Below are 24,910 nucleotides of genomic sequence, written 5' to 3'. Positions count from 1 at the left end.
CTAATAATCAGTGGGGGATGAAGAAAACCCCCACTGATTAAAGTTTCACTTTATGAAAAGGGAGAAAATGCGACTATAAGGTGGGGGATATGGCACATAGCTGATCATAATCGGTACCATCAAGCTCATATTAGTCAGTTAAGAAAACTATATAGAGCTAGATACACGCGAGATGAAAAATTTGAATTTTAATTATATTTAAATTGTTGTATAGTAGTAAGAAGAAACTGAACAAGGGGTTTTATAATGAAAGCTATAGCAGTAGGGATATTGGCATCATTTTTCTTTGCCTTTACCTTCGTTTTAAACCGGGCGATGGACTTAGAAGGTGGAAGCTGGATTTGGAGTGCATCATTACGGTACTACTTTATGGTTCCGATGCTTTTACTTATTGTCATGTATAGAGGAAACTTAAAGCAACTCTTTCAATATATGAAAAACAATCCGAAAGAATGGTTAGTTTGGAGTATCGTTGGATTTGGTCTCTTCTATGCACCACTTAGTTTTGCCGGAGCTTTTGGACCTGGTTGGCTCGTTGCATCAACATGGCAAATTACAATCGTCGCAGGGATTTTATTAACACCATTTTTTGCGGTAGATCCATTACATAAAAAACTCCCAATGAAGGAATTAGTTATGTCGGGTATTATTTTATGCGGTGTTGTACTTATGCAAGTAGAACATGCTTCTTCATTAGGAATTCGTGAAACTGTTTTATGTGTCGTTCCTGTACTTATTGCAGCGTTTGCGTATCCTCTTGGAAATCGAAAAATGATGCAAGTTTGTAAAGGGGAGTTAGATGTATTCCAGCGAGTTCTCGGTATGACTTTAGCCAGTTTACCATTTTGGTTTTTACTATCTGGTTATGAAGTATCAACAGGCGGACTACCGTCAAGTAGTCAAGTTTTTCAATGTTTTATTGTAGCAGTTAGTTCTGGCTTAATCGCAACGGTATTATTCTTCTTTGCGACAGATCTTGTAAAAGATGATCCACAAAAACTAGCAACAGTGGAAGCGACTCAGTCCGGTGAGGTTTTATTTGCGCTAGTAGGAGAACTTATCTTGTTATCTGCACCAATTCCGTCATCTTTATCTTGGATTGGTATGAGCCTCGTTATTATCGGAATGATACTACATAGTTATGTAGCGGTCGTTGTGAAGAAAGAAGAAAAAATAACTGCGTGATGAGATTAGCTCTTTATATAAAGAGCTAATCTTTTTTCATAGAAAGGAATGATGATATGAATTTGCAATGTGTTAAACAAATTGAGAAAGATCCCATATTAAATGTACTACTGTATGCAGTCGGCCCAAGTGAATCTAGCAAAAAGAAAGCAGTTTTATTTTATGAAAGCAATAAAGGGACTTTGCATAAATATGAGGAAAAGGCTTGCATAGGTATTGAAATAACCGGAGCAAATAAAGCGAGAATATGCCACATAGCAGTGGTACCGCAATATCGTCATAAAGGAATAGCGGTGCAAATGATAAAGGAAATAGTAAGAATGTATCAATTGACGTATCTAGAGGCAGAGACAGACGCTGAGGCAGTAAAATTTTATAAGAAAATGGGTTTTCAGATTCAAAGTTTAGGAGAAAAATATCCGGGGATTGAAAGGTTTCATTGTTATTTGGAAAAATAGTACGAAAATATGCAAATATATATTGTGTTTAGTTTGAAAAAAGTAACATTTACATTATATAATAAAGGTATCTGGAAAAATATAGATAATGGAAATTAGGTGTATAACACATGAGAATGGATAAAAGTAAATTTATAAAAATTGCTACTTCAATAGGGGTATCATCTTTTTTATTAACTGGATGTGGTGATTATGAAGAAGATACTGCTCAACAAGAAAGTACTGCTGTTAAAACAGATGGTGCAAAACAGGGAAATGAACAAGAAACATTAAATTGCGATGATAAAACGCCTACTAATGAAAATGTAGAAAATGATGAGTTATGTAAGGAAATGAATCCATCATTTTCATCGTATCATGAAAATTCACATTTACCGATACTTCCATTCGTAGCAGGATATTTATTAGCAAGCAGAACTTCAAATATGAATTATACAGCAAAACCAAATATAATGAAGAAACCGTATGCAAATAATATTATTCCATATCGTGAGAAAGACCAAAGTAGAACTGGTGGCAGCGGTGGAGGAGGATACTACGGTGGAACTAACAGCAACAACAATAATTCTTCTAATAAAGTGGATTTAAATAAACAACAGCCAAATTCCTCAAATAAAGCGACGCCAGATACAAATACGCCAAAATCATCTACGACACAAACGCCAAAAGTGAATTCAGGTTCAAGTGGAATTGGGAACGCAAAAGCGCCAGCCGGATCATAACACGAAAGGATAATAGAATCATGTATACAGAACAAGAGCAGAAAGAGTATATGAAAGTATGGTTTTCACTAGCGGAAGAGGCTGGTCGGAATGGATTTACTTGGCCGAGTCTATTAGAAAATGAAGAATGGAATCAATATATGGCAACAGGTATGTATCGTATGCCTGTAAACACATATACTGCTATTTCGAAAGCAACAGAAGAAATTATGTACGTGTTATATAGAACGTATCAATATATTCTCAATACGGCAGAAGATTTTCAAACACTAGGATTTCCTGCTGAAACATGGGAAATTGCGAGAATGAAACACACTGGTTTGTTTTCATATTTTACGAGATTTGACTTTATCGTAAATGGTGAAGATATAAAGTTAATAGAAGTAAATTGTGATACACCAACAGGTTATTTAGAGCCATCTGTTGCAAATGAAGTGTTGTGCCGTTATCACGATGTAAATCACCCAAATCATATAGAAGAGCATATTGTGCAGGCGTGGGAACAAATTAAACATGACTATAGTATAGATCCTAGAGAAACGATTTATTTTACGAGTTATGATTGGCATGATGAAGACCATCAAACGGTTCAATTTTTAAGAAGTTATTGTTTAGATCAATCAACGGATTATATAGGTATACAAGATATTGTCGTTGCAGATGATGGTATATATACGCAAAATGGTGAACGAATTCATTATTTATATAGACTATATCCAATTGAATATTTAGTTTCAGATGCTGATAAAAACGGGAAAAGAATTGGACTCCAGTTTTTAGATCATATTGCGCAAGGTAGAGTGAAAATCATTAATCCACCAGCTGCTTTTCTTATGCAAAATAAAAGTGTACTCGCATTAATATGGCAACTTTACGAAGAGGAAGTTTTCTTTGAGGAAGAGGAGCGAGGAATCATTCAGAACTACTTTTTACCGACATATTTTACAAATAAACCGTTTATAGAACGAAATGAATCATATGTATCTAAACCTTTATACGGCCGTGAAGGCGGAGGAGTATCTATATACGAAAATAATGAACTATTAGCTGAAGATAAAACAGAGTATTACTTTGAACAGCGGAAAATATATCAGCAATACATAGAAATGCCTGACTATACAATTGACACATGGGACGGTCCGTATACTGGTAAACTATTAATTGGTTCACACTGTATTAGCGGGAGAGCTGCTGGTTTATTTTTACGTGTAGGTGAGAAAATAACGGGAAACTTATCGATGTTTACTGGAGTTACAATTGAAGGATAAATGGAACAAAGAGCTCATCATTTTTGATGGGCTCTTTCGTTTAAATATATTGTTTTTATTGCTGTGATGTAACGCCTTCATGTTGCTTCTTTTGTTATATAAAACTAATTTATTACCATTTTTTGTGTAGATAAAAATGATTAAGTTAAAAATTAAGAAAAATATGATAATATATGTATGTAGTAGTTTAAAACAAAATGGGGGAACAATCGTGAAAATGAATGAAATAGTGGCAAGTACGCCATTGCCAAATACAATTAAAACAATTACAAATGATTTAAGAAAATTAGGATTAGAAAAAGGAATGACAGTTATTGTACATTCTTCGTTAAGTTCCATAGGCTGGGTATCTGGAGGCGCAGTTGCAGTAGTAGAGGCGTTAATGAATGTTATTACAGAAGAGGGAACGATCATTATGCCAACTCAATCTTCGGATTTATCTGATCCGAAACATTGGTCAAGACCACCTGTACCTGAAGAATGGTGGCAAATTATTCGGGATAACGTCCCAGCATTTGAGCCACATATAACGCCAACAAGGGCAATGGGAAAAGTAGTTGAATGTTTTCGTACATATCCGAATGTAGTACGTAGTAACCATCCATTAGGAAGTTTTGCTGCATGGGGAAGACATGCAGAAGAAATAACGATGAATCAGTCACTATCAATGAGTTTAGGAGAAGAATCTCCATTAAGAAAAATATACGATTTAGACGGATACATATTATTAATTGGTGTTGGATATGATTCCAATACTTCTGTACATTTATCAGAAGTACGTTCTGGTGCGTGTGAGTTAATAAAAGTAGGGGCACCCATTATAGAAAATGGTGAAAGAGTGTGGAAAGAATTTGTTGATATGGATTACGATTCTGACAAATTTGTAGAAATTGGTGTGGAATTTGAGCAAAAGGGAACTGTGAAAATAGGAAAAATAGGAAACGCAAAGTGCCGTCTTATGAAACAACGTGATATAGTTGATTTTGGAACAGAATGGTTTCGTAAGAAAAATTAGTAAGGGATGGTTACAATGAAGGGGAAAAAGGTATTAATTACAAGCGGTGGTTGTTTAGAAAAATGGGATCAAGTTCGTGGTCATACGAATATGGCAAAAGGAACAATTGGAAGAATAATCGCCGAAGAACTTATAAGTAAAGGGGCCTATGTTATATATTTACATGGTTATTTTGCGGAGAAACCGAATGATATAAACAATCAATTAGAATTACACCCATTTGAAGGAATTGTTGATTTACAAGATAAAATGAAGAGTATCATTACGCATGAAAAAGTCGATGCGGTTATTATGGCAGCGGCTGGATCTGATTGGATTGTGGAGAAGATTTGTGATCAAGAGGGCAATGTTCTTGATATGAATGGAAAAATCTCAAGTGATATAGCGCCAATTATACATTTTCAAAAGGCACCGAAAGTATTAAAACAAATAAAAGAGTGGGATCCAGAAACTGTACTCGTTGGCTTTAAACTTGAAAGTGACGTAAATAAAGAAGAACTGTTTGAAAGAGCGAAAAATAGAATGGAAGAAGCGAAGGCGAGTGTAATGATTGCAAATTCACCACATTCTTTATATTCGCGCGGAGCAATGCACTACGTAATTGGACAAGACGGTAAAGGGCAGTTCTGTAATGGAAAAGATGAAACAGCGAAAGAAATTGTCAAAAGGTTAGAAGTACTATGTAATCGCGTTACTGCTTCATAATTTTAAGTATTTGGATAAGAGTGAGTCCGCATAGTATATATTGGTAAGCGAAACTTTAATTTATGGGAATTTTACTTTTGCACAAACGTTAACCATTCAATATGGATACATAGAATAATTGGTGAGGAGTGAATTCTATGGAACATTTATTAAAGCAAGCTATTAAACTCCGGAAAGAAAAGAAATATGCGCAGTCTAAAGAGATACTCATCGGATTAACAAACTTTACGAGGGATGCAGAAGTACTTTATCAATGTGCCTGGATACATGATGTAATGGGTCTTGAAACAGAAGCTATGCCGTATTATGAACAGGCAATTGCAAACGGTCTTGAAGGGGAGTCACTTTGCGGCGCATATATCGGTCTTGGTAGTACATATCGTTGTATAGGCGAGTATGATAAAGCAATTACTGTTTTAGAAACAGGTTTGCAGCAGTTTCCAGATAATGATGTGATGAAAGTATTTTTGTCATTAGCGAAATATAACGTAAACGATCATGAATCCGCGATGAAATTATTACTTGAAACAGTCGTAAAAGTAGAAGAAGTTAAAGAGTTTGAACGGGCTATTTCATTTTATAAAGACCATTTAAACGAGGTTTTTAAATAGAGGAGTGAAAGTATGAGTGTCACACTTTCGCGAAGGCGAAAAGGTATATGGATTGGACTCGTATCTTTAATCTTATTATCAAACTATTTATTGTATGCTCTTCCGATTGTACCAGCTACTCCGAAAGAAGTTGTTCTTGGGTCATTATTAGATTGTATGTTTGTAATTCCGGTCATTACGTATTTCTTTATTATTCGAAAAAGATACTCGTTAACGTATATATTCCCTGTCGTAATAGCTGGTTATATATTTGCAAGATTTATTATTCCAAGCGACTATTTACAAGCTTTTTCATACGTTTCTTATATTATAGTTGCAGGAGAAATTGCTTTTGTATGTGTAGAGTCATTCCTTCTATATAAAATTGTTAGAAAGCTTCCTAACATAATAAAAAAATATAAAGAATATAAAAGTGAGTATTCTTCATTTTCTTATGCAATTGATGCTGCGTTTGACGCTGCTATGAAAAGAAATAAATTAGTAGATATTATTGTAACAGAGTGTAAGTTAATCTATTATGCATTTTTATCGTGGCGTGAAAAAGTACCAGAAGGTGAATACGTATACTCATATCACAAAAAGACTGGCGCAATAGGTGTATATATTATGATCATCCATGCGACCTTAATAGAAAGTATTGGCTTTCATTATTTGTTTCATCAATGGAATCCAGTTGTAGCATGGGTGTTACTTACTTTAAACGTATATGCAATGTTTTATTTTTTAGCTGAAATACAAGCAATGCGTAAAAATCCAATTATTGTTACGGAAAAAAAGATAATCATTCAAATCGGATTAGGAAAGAAAATTATTATACCTTTTACACAAATTGATAAGATTACGTTCTATAAAGGAGAACTTTTAAAGAAAGAGAAAGAGGTTCTTGACGCAACGGTGATGGAATTTATAAAGGAACCTCCAACATTTGAAATTATACTTAAAGAGCCGGCGAAAGTACAATTGTTATATGGGTTTTCTAAAACAGTAAGTCGTGTTCACTTAAATGTTGATGAGGAACGGAATTTTTATGATGTGATGACGGAGAAATTGAACCATGAATAATGCTACTAATTTTCATCGTACGTTTGGTGTGTATGGCATTTGTATCGAAAACAATAACATATTAGTAATAGATAAAATTAAAGGTCCATATAAGAACAGATATGATCTACCTGGAGGGAGCTTAAATGAAGAGGAGTCGTTGTTATCGGCACTCCGTAGGGAATGTAAAGAAGAAACTGGATTAGAAGTAAAGGTCATAAAGCAAGTAGGTACGGTTGATTTTCAATACCCTTCAAAGTTTAAAGATTATACACATGTACACCATATTGCAGTTTTGTATGATGTTGAAAAGAGTGCAGGGAAAATCATAGTACCAAAACAATTTGAAGGTCAAGATTCTTTAGGAGCGAGATGGGTTTCTATAGAAAGCATTACAGAAGACAATTCATCTCCACTTGTATGTAGTGCAGTAGAGTGGCTGAAAACAAATGAGCTTCCATTAGAAGTGAAAAAATATGAAGCATGGACAGTGAAAAACTCCTTCTAAAATAAGAGGGAGTTTTATTGTGTACTTGGAGACCAAATACTTCTTTATGACTATATAAACCGATATAATAAAGCTAGAAATAGCATAAGGGGAAACAAAGAATGAATAAATTACTAACATCCAAAAGTGAAATTATAGAAAGAAAAATACGATATGACTCGACAACAGTAGAACACACTTGTTTATTACTTGAAAAGCAGTTGCGAAGTATCGTGTTATTTCATGAGGTTCAGTATTCATTTACGATGAATACACATGATTCAAGTTTAACAATCCCGAAAGGCAGTTACACCATTGCATACTACTGGGAGGATCGTCCGTACAATTTATACATATGGAGAGATAAGGATGGAATGTATGTAGGCTCTTATTTTAATGTTGTAAAAAATACGCAAATAACAGATGAACTAGTGTCATTTGAAGACTTAATTATTGATATTTTGGTACTTCCAAGTGGAGAATATTTTATTTTAGATGAGGATGAGTTGCCTGAGTCTTTAGAGGAGTTTGAGGATGGTTATGTGAATGAAGCTCTTCATGTATTAGAGGAAATAATTCAAAAGACCCTTCCTCAAATGATTGTAGAAACAGAAAGAGTGAGGTTAAACTAAATTGTAATCGATTTGAAGATAGAATACGTGTTTAATGAAATTGAGTAGTCTCAAGTTATATAATCTAACTTTTTTGATAAGTCTAAGGTTAGATGTATATTTCTTGGGATTACTCTTTTTTGTGGAAATTAATATTGACTGAATATAGTTCAGTCGTTTATGATTGAATCAGATTCAGTCGAGGACAAACTTAGTAGGAGATGGCCTATGAAAAGAATATCAAAAGAACCAGATATAAGACGACAAGAGTTAATGGATATTGGCTTTGAACTATATATGAAAAATGGTATGAAAGGATTTGGCATAAAAGATGTTGTGAATCATGCAGGTGTAGCAACAGGCTTATTTTATTATTACTTCAAGTCTAAAGATAACTTTGTTGATGAAGTGTTAAATGATTTTATTGTGAAAAATATGAAGTTAATCGAAGAAGTACTAATTTCAAATGAACGGTCTGTCATGCAAAAGATGGAAGATTCTCTAAATATATTTTGGACATTTATTGAAAAATTAGCGCCTTATAAAAATGTGAGTTCTTTTCAGACAGAACAACATTTTCAACTGGAACAGAAATTATTCACGCGAATTCAGCCATTAATTCGACAAGTGATTGAAGAAGGGATGAAAACGGGGATTTTTAATACTGATAACTCATTACTAGCTTCAGGTTTTATTTTATACGGTCTTAGCAGTGTTGCTCATTCAGAGGTGAATTTGAATTTAGATACGAAGCAAGAAATGGTTAATTTAGTATTAAATACACTACGATATGATCAAAGAGAAGGAGAATGTATATGAAGATTATGATCGATGGAAACAATATTTCGAATGAACAACTTACAAAATGGAAAAGAGAACGTATTAAAAAAGTTTTAAATACATTAGGACATAAAGAGCAAGAATTAAATGATACAGACGTTATGATAAAAAAACTAACGGAACTAAAATTAAATTATTCATACGATGAAATGTATGATAAGTTGAAGTCTAAACTTAAATTAAGTGAAATGGGTATGCGTATCGCTACAGTTTTATCTGGTAATAGACGGAAATTTTCAAAAACAAGTATTTATTTAGATGGGATTACAGCAGAAGAAGCGATAAATGGGATTGACAGTTTTATGCTTGAACAATCACGTGAAAATAATCAGGTGAACTTGTCAGCTTGTCCTGATCACTATGTACTAAGACCGTTTGGGGAAAATGAATTAGAAGTTATCGAAACTACTGGTAATTCTCCATTTCCAGTTCAATTTTTTATTGTTTTTGGTGACGAAACGGGATTGAAGACACCTAGAGATAAGTCTTATCAATACCAATCAACAGGTGTTGCACGTATGAAAGACGGTACTACTATTGGTGGAGTTCGACATCAATTCAAAGATACAGATACTGGTATAGAAGTAAGTCTAGTTGTAGAGTTTCCAGCACTTTGTCCTAATAGCCTTATTAAATCGCACCAAATGCATTTGGCATGTGAGTTTTCTTATTGGTTACAGTGGATTAAGAACCATAAAAAATAAATAACAATAAGGATGTTCAAACGAACCATATGTATTTTTAAACAAAACCTAGTTGACTTATCGGAAATATTTGTATAATATGTACTTAATTCTATTACGTATTGCTGATTGGAGAAACCAAAGGCATTTTATCTATTGATAAAATGCCTTTGGTTTTTTTATTGCATAAATACTGAATCTGTTCATTTAGATGAATCATTTCAAGGAGGCGAAGAAGTGACTGTTTCAATTGATGGAGTATCAAAATATTTTTCGAAACAAACTCGTACTGTTCAAGTATTAGAGAATATTAATTTTCAATTAGAGAAAGGGGATTTTGTTACAGTAATTGGTCCGAGTGGTTGCGGAAAAAGTACACTATTAAAAATTATTGCAGGCTTAGACGGCGAGTTTGAAGGAGAAATCATTATTGACGGGGAGCGTATAACAAAACCGAGTAAGAAGCAAGGATTTATATTTCAAGAGCATCGATTGTTTCCGTGGCTTACAGTGGAAGAAAATATTGCGGCGGATTTATCATTAAAAGATAAGTATGTGAAGGATAAGGTAAAGGAATGGGTTGAAATTGTTCGGTTAGACGGTTTTGAAAAATCATATCCGAAAGAAATATCAGGCGGGATGTCACAACGTGTTGCGATTGCAAGAGCGTTGCTAAGAGATCCAAATGTATTGTTACTTGATGAGCCATTTGGAGCATTGGATGCATTTACCCGAAGTCATTTGCAAGAAGTACTGCTCAACATTTGGGAACAAAAAAAGACGACAATGATATTCGTTACACATGATATAGACGAAGCAATATATCTTTCAAACAGAATTGTCATCATGAGTGCAAAGCCTGGAAAAATACATAAAGTGATTGAAAATAATTTACCTTATCCGCGTAGTAAAACTTCGGAGTCATTCCAAGAAATTCGAAAGAAAGTATTACAGCAGTTTGAACGCGGGGGACTAATTCAAACAAGTATATAGGGAAAGGGTGAGTATATGTATAAAAAAATCAAAATTCTTTCTTTTGCATTAGCTATTTCTTTCTTTTTATTCGGATGTGAAAAAAGCACAGCAAGTAGTAAGAAGGAAGATGTAACAGTACAAATTGGTATTCAGCAAGGATTAAGCCCACTTTTATTGGCACAGAAAAAGGGATGGTTTGAAGAGGAGTTTAAAAAAGAAGGAGTTAAGGTGAAATGGACAGAGTTCCAAAGCGGACCTCCTTATTTTGAGGCAATCGCATCAAATCGATTAGACTTTGGTGAAGTTGGCAACTCTCCAGTTATTTCCGCGCAAGCAGCAGGTATTGAATTTACTGAAATTGCTAATACGAGTTATGCGAGAAAAGGAACAGGCATTCTTGTACAAAAAGATAGCAAGATTACGAGTGTAAAAGATTTAAAGGGTAAAAAAATCGCAGTAGCAAAAGGAAGTAGCGCATTTAATTTATTGTATCGAGCGCTTGATAAAGAAGGTATCAATGCAAAAGATGTAAATGTCATTCAGTTACAACCAGATGAAGCGCAGCCAGCATTTGAATCAGGATCAGTAGATGCATGGGCGATTTGGGATCCTTTCATATCGTTACATACGGTAAATAAAGGAGCGAAGGTGATTACAGATGGTGAACAATTAAACGTATCTTCCCCAGAGTTTTTAATTGCGAGAACAAAATTTGCGAAAGAGCATCCAGAATTAGTGGAGAAATTCCTTAAAGTATATGAAAAAGCACGTGTATGGCAAGATGAAAACTTGGATGAAGCAATAAAAATATACACTTCTGCAAAGAAAATAGATGCAGATATTGTAAAAGAAGTGTTTAATCACGACAAACCCATCTTAGTTCCGGTAACGAAAGAAATAGTTGCAGAACAGCAACAGACAGCAGATTTTCAATATAAGCTCGGTTCTATAAAGAAAGAAATCAAAACAGATAAAGTTGTAGATAATTCTTTCGTAGAAAAAGCAATAAAGGCGAAATGAAAAGAGGTTTTGTAAATTGGAAAATACGAAGACTGCTGTGAAAAGGGCGAGTTTAACGATTGGCAAAAGTAATGTCAATGTAAAAAAAGTGCGAAAGACAAATGTAAAAGTGTTAGTAAGAGCGATTACGATACCAATTGTCGTATTAATTATTTGGCAGTTAGCTGGCGTATTCGATTTAGTCTCTAAAACAGTATTACCAACGCCATTACATATATTTCTAGCTTTCCAAGAACTTATAAAAACAGGAGAGTTATACGGTCATCTAAGTATCAGTGTATTCAGGGCTGCGGCTGGTTTCTTTATTGGTGGGAGTCTAGGAATTATATTAGGAACGATTGTTGGGTTTTCAACGAGAAGCGAGCAATATTTAGATCCTTCAGTACAAATGTTAAGAACTGTGCCTCACTTAGCTGTTGCACCGCTTTTCGTATTATGGTTCGGTTTTGGTGAAACATCGAAAGTGTTATTAATTGCAGATGGTGCATTTTTTCCTTTATACGTAAACGCGTTTCTAGGAATACGAGGTGTAGATTCAAAGTTATTTGATGTTGCGAGAGTGTTAGAGTTTAGTAAAAGAAAATTAATTACAAAATTAATTTTACCTGCCGCATTACCTAACCTTTTACTAGGAGCAAGATTATCATTAGGAGTTGCATGGGTGAGTTTAGTAGTAGCAGAACTTATGGGATCTACAGAAGGTATTGGCTATATGATAATGGATGCAAGGCAATTTTCAAATACAGATATTGTATTTGTCGGTATTATTATCTTTGCATTCGTTGGGAAGTTTTCTGATTCACTTGTTCGTTTACTAGAAGTGAAGTTTTTAAGATGGAGAGATAATTTTAAAGGAGAGATAGGAAATTAACATATAAATTATTAGGGGTAATTTATATAGAGTATTTTAGTGTATGTTTCAACATAAATAAGGGGTGTGTAAAGGTATGGAATTATTATGGTTTATTCCGGCGTATGGAGATGGTCGATATTTAGGAACGACAAAACGAGGAAGAGCAGCTGAGTATGGTTATTATAAACAAGTTGCACAGGCAGCCGATTATTTAGGATATACAGGTGTGTTACTTCCAACTGGTCAAGGTTGTGAAGATCCATGGGTACTTGCATCGGCACTTGCAGCTGAGACAGAGAAATTAAAGTTTTTAGTAGCAGTTAGACCAGGACTAATGTCACCGACAGTTGCAGCGAGGATGGCTTCTACATTTGATAGAATTTCAGACGGGAGGTTACTTATTAATGTAGTAGCTGGAGGGGATCCAGTTGAATTACAAGGAGATGGATTATATCTTGAACATGATGAAAGGTATGAAGCAGCTGATGAATTCTTAAAAGTTTGGAAATCGACTTTGCAAGGTGAGACCATTTCACTAGAAGGAAAACATATTAAAGTTACAGATAGTAAAGTTGTGTTCCCACTAGTTCAAACGCCATACCCTCCTATATATTTTGGAGGATCATCCACTGCTGGAAAGGAAGTTGCAGCAGAACATAGTGATGTATATTTAACGTGGGGAGAGCCGCCAGAGCAAGTGAAGGAGAAAATAGAGGAAGTAAGAAAACTAGCAGAAGAGAAGGGGCGTTCAGTACGATTTGGCATCAGGTTACACGTAATTGTAAGAGAAACAGAAGAAGAAGCGTGGGAAGAGGCAGAACGTTTAATTCAATATGTAGATAATGAGACAATTGAGCTTGCTCAAAAGACATTTGCAAGATATGATTCAGTTGGTCAAAAACGAATGACCCATTTAAATGAAGGTACACGAGAGTCGTTAGAGATAAGTCCTAATTTATGGGCTGGCATCGGGCTTGTAAGAGGTGGTGCAGGTACTGCGCTTGTTGGAGATCCGCATACAGTAGCAAATAGAATAAAAGAATATGAAGCGTTAGGAATTGATACATTTGTTTTATCAGGATATCCACATTTAGAAGAGGCATATGAAGTGGCAGAACTGTTATTTCCTTTATTGAAGGAAGATAAGAAGCAAGAAAATAAAATTGTTGGTGAAATGATAGCTGATGCATATGCATTAAAAAAATAGTGAGAAATAAAGTGAAGCTTTCATCCTTTGGGTGAATTGTCCCAAAGGATTATTAGCCTTCACCAATTGGGTATTTAGAGGCAGTTTCACCTATGTTTTGCTTCATTTTGTTTACTGCCTGTTAATACGGGGTAAAAAACTCGCAAGTAAATGACTTGCGAGTTTTCATCGTAAACTATTAGAAAATATGATAAAATTAAATAGTAACTTAAGGTACGGTTGGTTGTTCAATTATCACTTCTCCAACTAGGAGGGGGGTGATAATAAGTGAGTGAAATAGCGTTGTTACTGCAAGGTGGACTGTTTCTCGTTGCATTGTTAACATTCGTCGTCGTTTTAATAGACAAGCTCAAAAAATAACAACCCACCTATGCCAATAGAATGTGGGTTGTTTTGTTTGTAAGAAACAAATAGGATAAATGAACAATCCAATCTGCTAAGTTACGTGGACTAGTGTGTAGCCGCACACTAGTCTTTTTTATTTATATACAATTTATAATTGGTTTATGTGATTGTATTGTTCTTTTCATACTTATTATAACACAGTGTCTTTTCATCAAGAAAGGAGACCGTATGTTCTGTTTCTAATTAAATAGAAGGTGACTTTTCTTTAAAGAGCCCGTCCATATACTGTTTTAAAGTTTGAACGTAAAATTCTTGCTTATTTACATCATTAACGCCGACAATTGGTGAAGGAAGTTCATATCTCTTTTCTGATAAATGAACGACAACATCAAAAATATCAAATAGACGAATGAAACAGAACAGGCCATCTTTATCACTTAATAAAATAAAGTAGTGGTTTTCGCTATTTGTATTTAATGTATTCCATAAAGAACTTTTGCTTAAATCGCGAACAATGCTCTTTTCTTTTAATTCCATGAAGTCGGCATTTGATAGGATGCTAGAAATATCAATCGCATCTGGATCTTCAAAATAGCCATCGACTGCTTGTACAGCGAAAGTATAAGCCATTTTTAATACACTCATTTTATACTTACGGTTATCTAAAAGTAATTCACGTTGAATAGAGCTAGCTACTTTCGTTACACGTTCTTCTTTCCAAATTTCATTATGTAGTGAAATATCGTGCTTTTTACATAGTTTCATAATTAATGCATTGGAATAAAGTATTTCGTCACTTACTTCAACAACATCCGTCTCAGCCGCTGCAAGTTCCTCACCATGCTCATTCGTATAGAGTGGGGAGTCAATCTGTTTTTTCATGTGCTCAATCTTAAACTGACTTAATTTATGCCGAATTAAAGGGCGATCAATATTTGTTGTCATTTGTTCATGACAAGTATCACAAATTGAGTTTGTGAAATAATATCCACATAATATTTCTGGGATGACATATTGTTCACTAAGTTCTTTCGTATCTTTTCTGCAAATGATGCATTGTGTCATTTTTATCACCTTTACCTGCAAATTTGTATGTAATCTCATTGTAGTGTATTTATTGGTATTTTGGAATATTGTAAAGGAAAATATTATGTGAAATTGTTACTTATTTTGGTACAATGAAGAGAAGTGCTAGTTTAAAGGAGGACGTTTTTTTGAAATCGAAAGTGCACTTTTGGACATTAGAAGTGCTAATGGTTGTAGCGATCATATTTATTTGCACAAAAATATCGTTTCTATTTCAACCGATTGGTATCTTCATATCAACGCTGTTTTTCCCAATCTTAATCGCGTTATTTTTATACTTCATATTTAATCCGGTATTAGTCTTTTTAGAGGAGAAAAAAGTACCTAGAAATTTAGCGATTTTACTGTTATATCTTTTTATCATAACATTAACTGCGGTTGGCGTTGGGGTAGTTGTTCCAACGATCTCACAACAGCTAATGGATTTAGTGAAAAATATGCCAGGCTATATAAAAGAGGGAAAACTATACATACAAGATTTATCCCATCATAGATTGTTTGAATGGTTATCTACGCAAAACTATGTTTCCATTGAAACAATTGAAAAAAATGCAATTGAATACTTAAAGGATATACCAAACACAATTACGTCGAGTGCAACGGCTTTATTTGGTATCATAACGAACGTCGCATTAGTTATTTTTACAGTACCGTTCATTTTATTTTATATGTTTAAAGATGGACATGCGTTTCCAGGAAAAGCGGTAAGTTTATTACCAGAGTCATACCGTGAAGAAGGGCTTCGTATCATTAAGGAAACGAACGAAACATTATCTGCATATATTCAAGGGCAAGCGCTCGTTTGTATATTTGTAGGTGCTTTTACTTTTATCGGTTATTTAATTATCGATTTACCGTACGCTTTTGTTTTAGGAATTATAGCTGCATTTACAAATATAATTCCTAACTTAGGTCCATTTATCGGTGCAGCACCAGCTGTTATTGTAGGTTTGTTCGTATCTCCGATGCAAGCGTTGTACGTAATTATTATCGTAACAATTGTACAACAATTTGAAAGTAACATCATTTCACCGCGTATTATGAGTTCAAAATTAAATATCCATCCGTTAACAATTATTATTTTAATTTTAGGGGTAGGTAACTTTGCGGGAATTATCGGAATGATCTTGGCGGTGCCAGTGTATGCAGTAACGAAAACAGTTGTATCGAACTTAGTGAGATTGTTTAAGACGAAACGAAGTAATCGAAAATAGTATATGTTTAGAAAGATACACCGCTTTTTAAGTGGTGTATCTTTTTGTTTATTAACCCAATGTTGAAAAGTGTACAAATGCAATTTTATTGTATATTTATTACATATCAAGTATAACGTTCAAGTTGTATAATATAGCTCCAATAAAACTATGTGGAATCCCTCTGAACTATCCAAATCATTTTCTTACAACGTGCTATCAACATCATAATCGACTCCTTTCAAGTTTTATATTTTTAAAGGATTATAGGTGAGTGTAGTATTTGCTTCTACGATTTCGAATTTCGTCCATAATCTTTTTGTATTGTTGCTCTTGTTTTAATTCATCTTCAGAAAAGATTTCTTTTTGGATTGTAATTGTTAAGAAGAAAAGATGAAACTTCATGATACATTCCTCCTTTCGAAAGGAATTATAGATGGCTACAGTAGTGACTTTGACGTTCTTTTACATCTTCCATAGCTTTATTAATTTGATGGTCATGCAATATCTCACTGTCCGAGAACTTAGTTTTTTGAATTGTGATCGTTAAAAAGAATACTTTAAATTTCATTAGATAAAACCCCTTTATAAGTTTATTAGAAAAGACGGCTGTAATAAGAAGCTTGACGTTCTTTTACTTCGTCCATAATAGTTTGAATGTGTTGCTCACGCAAAATCTCTTTCTGTGAAAGTTTACGTTTTTGAATGGTGATCGTTAAAAAGAATGCTTTAAATTTCATTAGATAAAACCCCTTTATAAGTTTATTAGAAAAGACGGCTGTAATAAGAAGCTTGACGCTCTTTTACTTCGTCCATAATGGATTGAATGTGTTGCTCACGTAAAATTTCGTTGTGAGAAAGTTTACGTTTTTGAATGGTGATCGTTAAAAAGAATGCTTTAAATTTCATGAAGGTAGTTCTCCTTAAAAATATATTTTTAATACATATGCGTATAATATGAACTTTTAATGTCAGTCATTTTATCAGTCAGTTGTTTTATTTGTTGTTTACGATGGATCTCAGCTTCAGTTAAAGTGTTTTTCTGAAGTACAGTCGTAAAAAAGAAAATATGAAAAGTCATAAATGAATTCCTCCTTTCGAAAAGGAATTACATGTGATCACAATAAAGTGCTTGGCGCTCCTTAACATCATTCATAGCTTTTTCTATTTGCTCATTATGAAACATTTTATCTTTAGAAATTTTATTTCTTTGAATCGTAATACTTAAAAACAATACGCTAATAGTCATCGAATGTTGCTCCTTTCTTTAAAAAATAATGTAAGAGACTAAAAAATCGCATAAAAAAGCCACAGGAAGATATAGTTCTCCTATGGCCAGGCGTGAAAAAGCCACAGGAAAGTATACGACCTCCTGTGGCGAATTTATGAATTAATCGAAATAATGTACGATTTTCAATTCTCCATTAGGGTGGTCGAATTCATATTGAATTGTCCAGAAAACACAGGTGCAGTTAACGCTAAAGTTAAAGCATGTAATTGTAATTTCATCATTTCCTTCGACCTCCTTTTAGAATATTTTTCTTACGTTAGTAAGTATATACAATTAATGGATAATTGTAAACATAAAAAATGAAAATTTTTAATTTTGATTAAAATGCGTATATTTTAAAGGGTTTTGAGAAGGTGTATTGTAATTAACGAAATATCGATAAAAATGGGGGATGCTAAATGAAATATATGCATCGTAATGTAGTTGTTATGCTAACAATTTTTTTATGTATTACTGCTTGTTCTAGAGGAGAAAGAATAAAAGAAATATCCGATGTTGAACCTGGTGATTTTAATAAATATGCAGGGACATACGTTGGGAATAACTCAGATGTAGTTGCAATTGTTAATCATTTACCTGGTGGTGAAACATTTCAAAGTGTAAGTTTAGAGAATGAAAGTATAAAGGTGAACTATGGTGCAAAAGGGAATGGCCCCCTTACAGAAGACATGGTTGAGACGTATTGGTTTGATGGTAAGGATACAATAAAGAAGAATTTTCTCTTTAATGCTATTTATCTAGCGATTTTAGTACCAAATGCAAAAGCTTTTGATTTCCAAGTAGAAAATAAAAAGTTTACGATAAAAAGAGAAGAAATACTACCAATATTGTATGAAAATTTTAATGATTTTCCAAAAGAAGATAATATATGGGATAAAAAGAAAGTAGTAAAGTTCCTTAATGATAATAACGAAAAAATGAATAGGCTTGTGAATGATAAAGATTTCCGAAAATCTTTATTTGTTAAACATCCAGTAAAGTAGTCGAAATAATTGGAGGGAAAAAGATGGAGTTAGTATACAAAATTACTTATCATAGAATACAGGCTCATTATTTACCTAAGTTAGTACAGGCAGTTCAGTTTGTTAGTGAAGAGAATTTATGGAAACAAGGGGAGTCTGTTAATTCAATTGGTGGAATCGTACTACATATTTGTGAACATATGCAGAGAAATACTAGTCGTTATAAAAATCCAAATATAGTTTTTGAAAAGGGAATCGAGGAGTATTTTCCAACAAAACGACAACATACTGAAGTTTTGCTACAGTACGTTGAAAAGGTATTTGATGAATGGGGAAAAGCATATATACAAGCATGGGAAGAAAAAAGACATATTGAACTTCATAGTTTATTACATTTAGTGGAGCACACAAGTTATCATTTAGGGCAAATAGTAGATCGTACAAAGTTAATAAAAGGACAACAATTTAACTTTTGTCAAAATGGTATAAATGAAAAGAATTTAAGAACAAGAGTTGAAACTTCAAAATTTTAGAAAGAGAGTCATTCTTAAACGAATGACTCTCTTTTTTTGTAAAAGAAATTTATGGAAATGAATATGTTTATGTGGTATGGTTAATTACATAAGTAATGAACCTATGAACCGAACTAAGGTGGTGAAATTGTGAAACCTACTCTGGAGCAAAATAAATTAATATACTTACAAATTGCAGAAACGATTGAATCTGATATTTTAAAAGATATATTGCTTGAAGAAGAACAAGTTCCATCAACAAATCAATTTGCGAAGATGTTACAAATAAATCCAGCTACTGCAGCTAAAGGGGTAAATGTATTAGTTGACGAAGGGATTCTATACAAAAAGAGAGGGATCGGAATGTTTGTTGCAAAAGGAGCAAAAGAAGTCGTACTTAAAAAAAGACAAAATACTTTTATGACCGAATATTTACCGAAAGTGTGGGAAGAAGCAAAAGTATTAGAAATATCAAAAGATGAATTGATGGATATGATTCAAAAAATTACGAAGGAGGGGAAAGAGGGATGATTCCACTTGAAACGAAAGATATAACGAAAAAATATAAAAAGAAAGTAGCAGTAAATGAAGTAACGATTTCATTGGAAGAGCATAAAATATATGGTTTGCTCGGTAGAAACGGTGCAGGAAAAACGACACTATTAAATTTACTTGCAGGCCAAATTACTTCAAGTAGTGGTAGCATATCAATATTTGGTGAAAATGTTTTTGAAAATAGTAAAGCAATGCAAAATATTTGTTTTGTTAGAGTGAAAGAAGAAGCACATTTCAGTTATAAAGTAAAAGATATTTTTAAGATGTGTAGCATGTTTTATAAAAACTGGGATGGAAAGTATGCTGAAGAACTCGCTAATAAATTTCAGCTTAATATGAAAGTGAAATATCATAAGCTATCACACGGTATGCAAACAGTTGTTGGAATTATTCAAGGATTAGCAAGTAGGGCACCAATTACTATTTTTGATGAACCAACTACAGGTTTAGACGCAGCACATCGTGAATTATTTTATAGTCTACTCCTAGAAGATTACGGTGAGTATCCACGAACAATTATATTATCAACACATCTAGTAGAAGAAGTAACCCATGTGATTGAAGATGTGATCATCATAAAAGAAGGAAGATTAGTTGTTCAATCATTGGTGGAAGATTTATTACAACAAGTTCAGATTATTTCAGGGCAAAAGGATAAAGTGGACGAGTTCTTGATCGATAAAAAAGTATTAAATCGAGAAGTTTATGGAAATAAGGGTATTGCTGTTATATGGGAAGAATTGTCTAATGAAGATTATGACTCTATTGAAAAATTAGGATTAGTAGTTGATGGAATAACATTACAAAAATTATTTATTCACATAACTGGTGGTGAAGTGAAATGACGATATTAATGAAGCAGTTAAAGTTACATATTAATTTTCATTATAAAGCAATTTTAATATTTTGGATTGTAGCCTTATTAATAAAAGAGGTTTTAAATGCTGCTCATTTAAATGGAGCGAACATTGGTTATTTACCCGAAATTATAAATAACCCTTCAATAGCAATTATGTTATTTATAGTAGGGAGTGTTTTCATCATACAAGATGAGCTATTTCGTTTAGCAGTTTCATTCGGTGTAACGAGAATACAATATTTTATCGGGGCAATTTGTTATATCGTATTGCAATCTGCATTATTTTCATTTCTTCAAGTTATGCTTTTACAAGATATAAAATATAATTTAGTAAATGTTAGTTTTGGAGAGCAATCGGTACAACAATTTATTTTGCACTTTTTATTTTATGTTACAACAGCATGTTTCTTTCAAGTGGTAGTAGTTTTTAAACAACGATTTCAGTGGATCGGTCTTATGATTGGTGGGACCCTTTTCTTATCAACAAATAGTGTACTTTATGGAGAAGCAGGGGTAACCGGTTTATTATTTACGAGTGATGGATCTTTAGTAGATATACCGTATTTTATTGTTATTTCAATTGGATTAACTGTTCTTTATATCATAACTAGTAGTATATTTATTCGTAAAGTATCATTCGAAAAAACGATTTGAAATATTATTAGATTACTATAGAGAGAAGGATAGTAAATGGGAGACACATCTTCACTCATTACAGTCTTTTTAGGGATTGCACTATTAATATTCTGGCGTCGTTATCGCTCCATGCATAAGCCAATAAAGGGATCAGGAAAACGTATGTTATGGCCATTATTATTTTTAACACCAGGGATTATATGGTTTTTTGGCCCCGTACATCCAGCTATATTACAAGTAGTTATAGCGGTATTCATTGGGGTACTTTTCGCTGTGCCGCTTATAGTATTAACAAATTATGAACGAAGAGATGATGGGAATATTTATACGAAAAAAAGTGTTGCCTTTTTAATTACTTTTATTGCACTTATCGTTTTAAGGTATGGTTCAAGGAAATATATTGCTAATTTAGATCAACAAACGATAGGTTTATTATTTTACGTCGTTGCAGTATCGTATATTATTCCTTGGAGAATTGCTTGTTATATAAAGTTTAGGAAAGTTTTGCGTGGGACTAGTAATCATGCTAAATAATTTGTTGATGTTCAAGGCTATCATAGAATACGATACATATTAAAATGAGAGGAAAGTAGAGGGATAAAAATGCGTACTATTTTAGTCTTTCTAAATAACATGTCCATCGATAAAATAGAGGACATTAGACAAAAACATGATCCTTTATTTAGATTAATTCCACCGCATATAACAATCGTATTTCCATTTAAGAGTAATATTTCAAATGATGAATTAAAATCTCATATTTTGAATTTATCAAAAGGGGTAGGCAAAATTGAAATTGAGTTTGCAAATCGTATCACTAGTGTAGGAAACTATTTGTTTTTAGAAGTTGAGGGAGGGAAAGAACAAATAGAAGAACTACATGACTTGCTGTATACAGGACCTTTAATCCAATTTTTAAAAGAAGATATTCCATACATACCGCATGTAACAGTCGGGAGAAAAGAAAGTGCGGAGTTAGCAGCTGAAGTAGCTAAGGAAATTCATAGTTTCCCTCAAAAGTTACAATGTGTAATTGATAGAATTAGTGTAGAGCGAATTGGAGAGAACGGGGAATCAATTATTGAATTTGAAGTACCGTTGCAAAAAAGCTGACAAAAGTCAGCTTTTTTTATTCGCAACATGAAGTAAAGCACCAATCGCACCGCTATTACCACCATCTTGTAAAAAAATAGGTATTTTATTTTGATATTTTGTGTAGCTACTAATAATATTTTGAAGATGTATGTTATTACATAGAGTCGAACCAATATAAATAATATGGTCAATGTTTTTTGTTTCGGCAAATTGAAGGCTTAATGCAGTAACGACTTCACCGACGAGTCCTTGTACAGTAGCAAGTATATCTGAGCTATTATAATTTGATTCTATAGTAGCGGCTTTACCAAAATTGCTTGCAGTTAAACTATTATCAATAGGGGAGAGAATACCGCCATAAATATCACCAACTGTAATATCTAATTCTTTTCTAGAACCTACTTTTGTTAAAGGGATCACATCTTCAAAATGCTCTAGATTTGTTAACAATTTTGAAAGTCCCATAATAGTACCACCGCCAACACCAGTTCCGCCAGCTCGAATATATTGGTCATTATAAACGTAATGAATAGAAGTACCTGTGCCGATATTTGTTAAAATAAAGTTGTTTATATCATACTTCTCTTCTTTTAAAATGTATCGGACGCCTATAAGAGTAGCTTCAAATTCATTTAGTTCTACTATTTTATATGAGTTTGAAAGTAGTTGCTGTAATTGTTTTGCTTTACCACCTGTAATACATATTTGTTTTTTACCAGTGTTTTGCTTAAGCCAATCTATTATTTTATTTTGTTCATTTGAATAAAACTTTTCAAAAGCTAATTGCATTTTTTCGTTCAAATAAGCAATTTTCGTTAATGTTCCTCCAGCATCGATACCGATCGTACTTTCCATTTACCTGCTCCTAACTACGTAATATGCTTTCGTGTTAAATCATACTCTCAACTAATGTAAGGAACACTCTAATCAGCTTGATATATTAATAGCTTTTCTATCGTTACAATCGGCTGATTATTAACAGTTGCGGTCCCTTTACCTAGAATAAAACCTCGGCGATTGCGAGTTAGCTCATAATGTAAATCAAGTTTATCACCAGGATATGCTTTTCCGTGGAATACAACTCCATCTAAAGAGGAGAGAAAGCCTAGTCCTTCAGAGTCACTCGTATGTACAAATGCACTAAGCTGAGCAAGTGCTTCTACAATTAACATATGAGGCATATGTTTTTGACTATCATTTATAAACCACTCATTATTTGTAATGAGTTTATATCCTGTAACGGATTCGCGTTGTTTTACATTTGTTACTTTATCAATCATTAAAAATGGATAACGATGAGGAAGAGTGTCCTTAATATGCATATGAAAGTACCTCCAATAAATAATACCCCTGCTACAGTTAAGCAGGGGAGTTATTCATTAATTTTTAACTAATTCATTAATTTTTTCAAGAGAAAAAATACCGCTATTCCTAATGTTTTCAATAACTTGTTGTAACACTTCTTTATCTTGAACGAGTGCAATACGTACAAAGCCTTCTCCGTGAGGTCCAAATGCATGACCTGGCGTAACAACGACATTCGCACGATCCATTAATGCGTATGCGAAATCTATAGAAGTCCAGCCGTTCGGAATTTCAGCCCAAACGAACATACTACCAGCTGGTTTATCGACATTCCAGCCAAATGTTTTGAACCCATCGATTAAAGTATCTCTACGTTCTTGATAAATACCGCGGTTTTTCTCGCAAAAAGCAGCGCCATTTTTTAGTGCAGCACATGCCGCTTTTTGAATTGGTAAAAACACTCCGTAATCTGTATTGGATTTAAACTGGGTAAGCGCACGAACAATTTCTTCATTTCCAATCATATATCCAATACGACTACCTGCTAAACTATAACTTTTTGACAAAGAGTTGATTTCTACGCCAACTTCTTTAGCGCCAGGTACAGAGAGGAAGCTAATTGGTTTATTACCATCAAAATAAAATTCAGCATAAGCAAAATCATGGACAACAATAATATTATGCTTTTTCGCGAATACAATTACCTCTTTAAAGAAATCTGCATGAGCCATTGCTGGAACCGGATTCCCTGGGAAGTTTAAAATCATCATCTTCGCTTTATCTGCAATTTCTTCAGGAATTAGCTCTAAGTTAGGTAAGAAACCATTATTTTTCTTTAAAGGCATGTAGTAAGATGTTGCTCCAGCCATTTGAATTCCTGTTTCATAAGCTGTATATCCTGGATCAGGAACTAATATAATATCTCCCGGATTCGCATAAACCATAGGTAAATGAACGAGTCCGTCCTGTGACCCCATTAATAATAAAACTTCTTTATCGGCATTTAATATAACATTATGAGTGTTGTTGTAATATTCAGTTACAGCTTCGTGAAATTCTTGAATACCACTTAATGTGTATCCATAGCTTTCTTTTTGATTTGCTGTATGTACCATTTCTTCTCTTACGAAATCAGCAGGTGGCATATCAGGATTCCCGATACTTAAATCAATCATTTTGTGGCCTGCTGCAATCTTTTCTTTTTTATAGGCCCCTAATTCACTAAATATAGAAGATTGGAATGCTTTCATTCTAGTTGCTAACGTGTAAGTCATCAAAACCCCTCCTAAAAACAGTGTTTTCTTTCTGCGTTTTTAATTATTCTGAAAACACATGAGTACATTTTATCATTTTTTTATGAAAATTAAAACGATTGACAAATTTAGAGGGA

General features: G+C 33.5%; 35 protein-coding genes and 1 pseudogene. 26 read left to right on the top strand and 10 right to left on the bottom strand.

Annotated features, from left to right (window positions below; genetic code table 11):
* Positions 1–48: 48 nt before the first annotated feature.
* From RTP99_RS26585 to RTP99_RS26500, 18 genes and pseudogenes are all read left to right on the top strand, one after another.
* Positions 49–192: pseudogene (locus RTP99_RS26585) on the top strand (DinB family protein); the annotation flags it as partial.
* Between the two features lie 54 nt (positions 193–246).
* A complete protein-coding gene (locus RTP99_RS26580; RefSeq protein WP_000643664.1) occupies positions 247–1,185 on the top strand; it encodes a DMT family transporter in 939 nt (312 codons plus the stop codon).
* Between the two features lie 56 nt (positions 1,186–1,241).
* Complete coding sequence (locus RTP99_RS26575; protein ID WP_001053113.1) at positions 1,242–1,643, top strand: GNAT family N-acetyltransferase; 402 nt, start codon at positions 1,242–1,244, stop codon at positions 1,641–1,643.
* Positions 1,644–1,753: 110 nt separating this feature from the next.
* The gene (locus tag RTP99_RS26570) at positions 1,754–2,365 is read left to right on the top strand and encodes a hypothetical protein (protein WP_001242159.1); all 612 of its coding nucleotides are present in this window, start codon (positions 1,754–1,756) and stop codon (positions 2,363–2,365) included.
* A gap of 20 nt (positions 2,366–2,385) precedes the next feature.
* The gene (locus RTP99_RS26565; RefSeq protein ID WP_000287878.1) at positions 2,386–3,633 is read left to right on the top strand and encodes a glutathionylspermidine synthase family protein; all 1,248 of its coding nucleotides are present in this window, start codon (positions 2,386–2,388) and stop codon (positions 3,631–3,633) included.
* A 217-nt stretch (positions 3,634–3,850) separates the two neighbouring features.
* Entirely contained in the window at positions 3,851–4,648 is a 798-nt protein-coding gene (gene aacC / locus RTP99_RS26560) for a BA2930 family N-acetyltransferase (RefSeq protein ID WP_129017028.1), read from the top strand.
* A gap of 6 nt (positions 4,649–4,654) precedes the next feature.
* A complete protein-coding gene (locus RTP99_RS26555; RefSeq protein ID WP_116733401.1) occupies positions 4,655–5,353 on the top strand; it encodes a phosphopantothenoylcysteine decarboxylase domain-containing protein in 699 nt (232 codons plus the stop codon).
* A gap of 137 nt (positions 5,354–5,490) precedes the next feature.
* Positions 5,491–5,964 carry a tetratricopeptide repeat protein gene (locus RTP99_RS26550; protein ID WP_000400626.1) on the top strand — a complete coding sequence of 158 codons (474 nt, stop codon included), beginning with the start codon at positions 5,491–5,493 and terminating at the stop codon, positions 5,962–5,964.
* A 12-nt stretch (positions 5,965–5,976) separates the two neighbouring features.
* Entirely contained in the window at positions 5,977–7,026 is a 1,050-nt protein-coding gene (locus tag RTP99_RS26545) for a hypothetical protein (RefSeq protein ID WP_000117483.1), read from the top strand.
* Positions 7,019–7,513, top strand: coding sequence for an NUDIX hydrolase (locus tag RTP99_RS26540; protein ID WP_001057917.1), 495 nt, complete (start codon positions 7,019–7,021; stop codon positions 7,511–7,513). The genes RTP99_RS26545 and RTP99_RS26540 overlap by 8 nt, the downstream gene beginning before the upstream one ends.
* Positions 7,514–7,614: 101 nt before the next feature.
* Positions 7,615–8,124 (top strand): ribonuclease FAU-1 family protein, encoded by a 510-nt coding sequence (locus RTP99_RS26535; RefSeq protein ID WP_001037887.1) that lies wholly within the window; start codon positions 7,615–7,617, stop codon positions 8,122–8,124.
* 207 nt (positions 8,125–8,331) lie between these two features.
* A complete protein-coding gene (locus tag RTP99_RS26530; RefSeq protein WP_000822615.1) occupies positions 8,332–8,922 on the top strand; it encodes a TetR/AcrR family transcriptional regulator in 591 nt (196 codons plus the stop codon).
* Positions 8,919–9,647, top strand: coding sequence for a hypothetical protein (locus RTP99_RS26525; protein WP_000699957.1), 729 nt, complete (start codon positions 8,919–8,921; stop codon positions 9,645–9,647). Before RTP99_RS26530 ends, RTP99_RS26525 begins: the two co-directional genes overlap by 4 nt.
* Positions 9,648–9,863: 216 nt before the next feature.
* Positions 9,864–10,619: an ABC transporter ATP-binding protein gene (locus RTP99_RS26520; RefSeq protein WP_000218592.1), complete on the top strand. Its 756-nt coding sequence runs from the start codon at positions 9,864–9,866 to the stop codon at positions 10,617–10,619.
* A gap of 15 nt (positions 10,620–10,634) precedes the next feature.
* Positions 10,635–11,621 (top strand): aliphatic sulfonate ABC transporter substrate-binding protein, encoded by a 987-nt coding sequence (locus tag RTP99_RS26515; protein ID WP_000277001.1) that lies wholly within the window; start codon positions 10,635–10,637, stop codon positions 11,619–11,621.
* Between the two features lie 16 nt (positions 11,622–11,637).
* Positions 11,638–12,492, top strand: coding sequence for an ABC transporter permease (locus tag RTP99_RS26510; protein ID WP_000432151.1), 855 nt, complete (start codon positions 11,638–11,640; stop codon positions 12,490–12,492).
* 76 nt (positions 12,493–12,568) lie between these two features.
* Positions 12,569–13,681, top strand: a complete 1,113-nt coding sequence (gene ssuD, locus RTP99_RS26505) for an FMNH2-dependent alkanesulfonate monooxygenase (protein ID WP_000422276.1) — start codon at positions 12,569–12,571, stop codon at positions 13,679–13,681.
* A gap of 267 nt (positions 13,682–13,948) precedes the next feature.
* The gene (locus RTP99_RS26500) at positions 13,949–14,041 is read left to right on the top strand and encodes a putative holin-like toxin (RefSeq protein WP_001289320.1); all 93 of its coding nucleotides are present in this window, start codon (positions 13,949–13,951) and stop codon (positions 14,039–14,041) included.
* A gap of 228 nt (positions 14,042–14,269) precedes the next feature.
* Here the strand turns inward: RTP99_RS26500 and RTP99_RS26495 are convergent, their stop codons facing one another.
* Complete coding sequence (locus RTP99_RS26495; RefSeq protein WP_000189685.1) at positions 14,270–15,091, bottom strand: HNH endonuclease; 822 nt, start codon at positions 15,089–15,091, stop codon at positions 14,270–14,272.
* Positions 15,092–15,240: 149 nt separating this feature from the next.
* Here RTP99_RS26495 and RTP99_RS26490 point away from each other — a divergent pair, with 149 nt between their 5' ends.
* Positions 15,241–16,326 (top strand): AI-2E family transporter, encoded by a 1,086-nt coding sequence (locus tag RTP99_RS26490; RefSeq protein WP_000837888.1) that lies wholly within the window; start codon positions 15,241–15,243, stop codon positions 16,324–16,326.
* Positions 16,327–16,569: 243 nt separating this feature from the next.
* On the opposite strand, the gene RTP99_RS26485 is transcribed toward RTP99_RS26490, so the two are convergent.
* Genes RTP99_RS26485 through RTP99_RS26460 form a run of 6 tightly spaced genes read right to left on the bottom strand, consistent with a single transcriptional unit; the run spans position 16,570 to position 17,554 of the window.
* Positions 16,570–16,710 (bottom strand): YrzI family small protein, encoded by a 141-nt coding sequence (locus RTP99_RS26485; RefSeq protein ID WP_000668490.1) that lies wholly within the window; start codon positions 16,708–16,710, stop codon positions 16,570–16,572.
* A gap of 25 nt (positions 16,711–16,735) precedes the next feature.
* A complete protein-coding gene (locus RTP99_RS26480) occupies positions 16,736–16,876 on the bottom strand; it encodes a YrzI family small protein (RefSeq protein ID WP_000669812.1) in 141 nt (46 codons plus the stop codon).
* A gap of 25 nt (positions 16,877–16,901) precedes the next feature.
* Complete coding sequence (locus RTP99_RS26475; protein WP_000668966.1) at positions 16,902–17,045, bottom strand: YrzI family small protein; 144 nt, start codon at positions 17,043–17,045, stop codon at positions 16,902–16,904.
* Positions 17,046–17,070: 25 nt separating this feature from the next.
* Positions 17,071–17,214: a YrzI family small protein gene (locus RTP99_RS26470; RefSeq protein WP_000668957.1), complete on the bottom strand. Its 144-nt coding sequence runs from the start codon at positions 17,212–17,214 to the stop codon at positions 17,071–17,073.
* A 28-nt stretch (positions 17,215–17,242) separates the two neighbouring features.
* On the bottom strand, positions 17,243–17,386 hold the full coding sequence (locus tag RTP99_RS26465) for a YrzI family small protein (protein WP_000142732.1): 144 nt from the start codon (positions 17,384–17,386) through the stop codon (positions 17,243–17,245).
* Positions 17,387–17,413: 27 nt separating this feature from the next.
* Positions 17,414–17,554, bottom strand: coding sequence for a YrzI family small protein (locus tag RTP99_RS26460; protein WP_000156180.1), 141 nt, complete (start codon positions 17,552–17,554; stop codon positions 17,414–17,416).
* Positions 17,555–17,994: 440 nt separating this feature from the next.
* On the opposite strand from RTP99_RS26460, the gene RTP99_RS26455 reads away from it, so the two are divergent.
* The 7 genes from RTP99_RS26455 (at position 17,995) to RTP99_RS26425 (ending at position 22,233) form a co-directional block, all read left to right on the top strand.
* Positions 17,995–18,579: a DUF4825 domain-containing protein gene (locus RTP99_RS26455; RefSeq protein ID WP_000876555.1), complete on the top strand. Its 585-nt coding sequence runs from the start codon at positions 17,995–17,997 to the stop codon at positions 18,577–18,579.
* Positions 18,580–18,602: 23 nt separating this feature from the next.
* Complete coding sequence (locus RTP99_RS26450; protein WP_000424648.1) at positions 18,603–19,091, top strand: DinB family protein; 489 nt, start codon at positions 18,603–18,605, stop codon at positions 19,089–19,091.
* A 129-nt stretch (positions 19,092–19,220) separates the two neighbouring features.
* Positions 19,221–19,601, top strand: a complete 381-nt coding sequence (locus RTP99_RS26445; RefSeq protein WP_000805194.1) for a GntR family transcriptional regulator — start codon at positions 19,221–19,223, stop codon at positions 19,599–19,601.
* On the top strand, positions 19,598–20,470 hold the full coding sequence (locus tag RTP99_RS26440) for an ATP-binding cassette domain-containing protein (RefSeq protein WP_000612472.1): 873 nt from the start codon (positions 19,598–19,600) through the stop codon (positions 20,468–20,470). The genes RTP99_RS26445 and RTP99_RS26440 overlap by 4 nt, the downstream gene beginning before the upstream one ends.
* Positions 20,467–21,138, top strand: coding sequence for a DUF4052 family protein (locus tag RTP99_RS26435; RefSeq protein WP_000153892.1), 672 nt, complete (start codon positions 20,467–20,469; stop codon positions 21,136–21,138). The genes RTP99_RS26440 and RTP99_RS26435 overlap by 4 nt, the downstream gene beginning before the upstream one ends.
* Positions 21,139–21,174: 36 nt before the next feature.
* Positions 21,175–21,654, top strand: coding sequence for a CcdC family protein (locus RTP99_RS26430; RefSeq protein WP_000502989.1), 480 nt, complete (start codon positions 21,175–21,177; stop codon positions 21,652–21,654).
* A 69-nt stretch (positions 21,655–21,723) separates the two neighbouring features.
* A complete protein-coding gene (locus RTP99_RS26425; protein ID WP_001259222.1) occupies positions 21,724–22,233 on the top strand; it encodes a 2'-5' RNA ligase family protein in 510 nt (169 codons plus the stop codon).
* 6 nt (positions 22,234–22,239) lie between these two features.
* Here the strand turns inward: RTP99_RS26425 and coaW are convergent, their stop codons facing one another.
* The 3 genes from coaW to RTP99_RS26410 form a co-directional block, all read right to left on the bottom strand.
* Positions 22,240–23,070, bottom strand: coding sequence for a type II pantothenate kinase (gene coaW / locus RTP99_RS26420; protein ID WP_000446256.1), 831 nt, complete (start codon positions 23,068–23,070; stop codon positions 22,240–22,242).
* Between the two features lie 68 nt (positions 23,071–23,138).
* Positions 23,139–23,537 carry a 3-hydroxyacyl-ACP dehydratase FabZ family protein gene (locus RTP99_RS26415; protein WP_000547666.1) on the bottom strand — a complete coding sequence of 133 codons (399 nt, stop codon included), beginning with the start codon at positions 23,535–23,537 and terminating at the stop codon, positions 23,139–23,141.
* Positions 23,538–23,594: 57 nt separating this feature from the next.
* Positions 23,595–24,794 (bottom strand): LL-diaminopimelate aminotransferase, encoded by a 1,200-nt coding sequence (locus tag RTP99_RS26410; RefSeq protein WP_000222683.1) that lies wholly within the window; start codon positions 24,792–24,794, stop codon positions 23,595–23,597.
* Positions 24,795–24,910 lie beyond the last annotated feature (116 nt).

Origin of the sequence: Bacillus sp. (in: firmicutes) (assembly GCF_031983925.1) — a bacterium.
Lineage (GTDB): Bacteria > Bacillota > Bacilli > Bacillales > Bacillaceae_G > Bacillus_A > Bacillus_A pacificus.
This window is presented reverse-complemented; position numbering and strand designations above follow the sequence as displayed.